This is a genomic window from Streptomyces sp. NPDC054841 (assembly GCF_053611045.1).
Genome location: NZ_JBSGZO010000879.1, coordinates 1 through 1553, shown reverse-complemented (window position 1 = coordinate 1553; position 1553 = coordinate 1). Strand labels below are relative to the sequence as shown.

The following is a 1553-nucleotide window of genomic DNA, read 5'->3' as shown; positions in this document are numbered from 1 at the left end:
CATACTGGGCGTATTCGGGCGATCCGACAACGCAGCGAGGTGCCGTAGCTGTCGTCGTGCGCCCGCCGGGGATTACGGGACAGCCCTTAGCCGCCACCGTGGTGTGCGGATCTACGCGGGTTTTCGTGTGTGCGGGCCGGCCACGTCGGAGTCGCACAGGCGGCCCGGACGTGCTCAGTGGTCGCCCGTGTGCGGGCGCACGGGGCGTGGCAGTGGCTGACGCCAGTCGCCCAGCGTCGAGAGGAGAAACTGGCGGGCGAGAGGACGTACTTCGTTCCACGCCGGATCTTTGGTCAGGGCGTTGGCCCAGAGGCCGGCGCGGCAGCCGGCATCGATCTCGCCGAGGCGACGGCCGATGGCCTGAAGATCGCGCAGATTCTTGGGTTCGAAGGCTCCGCGCTCCGCGAGTCCTTCGGAGATGCGGCAGAGGAGCTCTACCTCTTCAACGACGGACTCCGTCTCCAGCTCACGCTCGCCCAGCCAGGAAAGCTGATCCCGGGTGTCGGCTGCAAGGAGGGCCATCCATCGCAGCGTCCAGGTGTGCAGGTTCGCGTCGCCGAGATCGTTCATGCATGCAGGATCGCACCTGGTGTCACGAGTCGGAGATTCGTCGGCAGTATGCGGCGACCTTGTCGAGGATCTCGTCGGCGGTTTTGGTCCAGATGAAGGGCCGTGGGTGGTCGTTCCAGTCGACCAGCCAGGCACGGATGTCACGCTCGAGTGCCTGGACGGAGCGGTGGACGCCGCGGCGGAGTTTCTTCGTGGTGAGTTCGGCGAACCACCGCTCGACCAGGTTGAGCCACGAGGACCCGGTCGGGGTGAAATGCAGGTGGAAACGCGGGTACGCCAGCAGCCACTTCTTGACGGCCGGGACTTTGTGGGTGACGTAGTTGTCCAGGATCAGGTGGACGTCGAGGTTGGCAGGCACTTCGTGGTCGAGCCTGGTCAGGAACTTCTTGAACTCCACCGCACGGTGTCGGCGGTGCAGTGAGCCGATGACTTTCCCGGTGGCGGTGTCCAGGGCGGCGAAGAGTGTGGTGGTGCCCGCACGCACGTAGTCGTGGCTGCGGCGTTCGGGCACTCCGGGCATCATCGGCAGCACTGGCTGGGACCGGTCCAGCGAACCGGGCCGGTTCGGTGGAGACTTCCTTACGAGGGAAGATCGCGGTTATGCCGAAGCAGTACCCGAGGGAAGTACGTGAGCGGGCGGTACGTCTGGTCCTGGAGCATCTGACGGAGTATCCGTCGGTGTGGGAGGCATGCCGGGCGATCGCGCCGAAGCTGGATGTTGGTGCGGAGAGCCTGTGCAAGTAGGTCCGTCAGGCCCAGACCGATGCCGGCGAGCGCCCTGGCGTGACCACCGATATGGCCGAGGAGAACCGCCGGCTGCGTGCCGAGAACCGCGAGCTGAAGCGGGCCAATGAGATCCTGCGGGCCGCTTCGGCCTTCTTCGCGGCCGAGCTGTGCGCCACGAGGCGCGATGTTGATCGAGAGGTGGTGAAAGACCACTTCCGTCGGGTCGTCGTAGCGGCCTGATTGAAGCTTGGGGGCAG

General features: G+C 65.8%; 2 protein-coding genes and 2 pseudogenes. 2 read left to right on the top strand and 2 right to left on the bottom strand.

The features are described from left to right. Nucleotides 1–174: 174 nt before the first annotated feature. The gene (locus tag ACWGI8_RS44150; protein ID WP_453669246.1) at nucleotides 175–570 is read right to left on the bottom strand and encodes a hypothetical protein; all 396 of its coding nucleotides are present in this window, start codon (nucleotides 568–570) and stop codon (nucleotides 175–177) included. Between the two features lie 22 nt (nucleotides 571–592). Beyond that, nucleotides 593–1123, bottom strand: a pseudogene (locus ACWGI8_RS44145) (IS630 family transposase); the annotation flags it as partial. 47 nt (nucleotides 1124–1170) lie between these two features. Between ACWGI8_RS44145 and ACWGI8_RS44140 the strand changes: the two are divergent. Together ACWGI8_RS44140 and ACWGI8_RS44135 are read left to right on the top strand one after the other, a co-directional pair. After that, nucleotides 1171–1314: a hypothetical protein gene (locus ACWGI8_RS44140; RefSeq protein WP_453669244.1), complete on the top strand. Its 144-nt coding sequence runs from the start codon at nucleotides 1171–1173 to the stop codon at nucleotides 1312–1314. Further along, nucleotides 1315–1449 (top strand): annotated as a pseudogene (locus ACWGI8_RS44135) (IS3-like element ISMyma3 family transposase); the annotation flags it as partial. Between the last annotated feature and the right edge of the window lie 104 nt (nucleotides 1450–1553).

Bases quoted from the DNA above. Each gene is read 5' to 3' on its own strand.
- ACWGI8_RS44140 (WP_453669244.1), top strand. From the start codon at position 1,171: ATGCCGAAGCAGTACCCGAGGGAAGTACGTGAGCGGGCGGTACGTCTG.
- ACWGI8_RS44150 (WP_453669246.1), bottom strand. From the start codon at position 570: ATGAACGATCTCGGCGACGCGAACCTGCACACCTGGACGCTGCGATGG.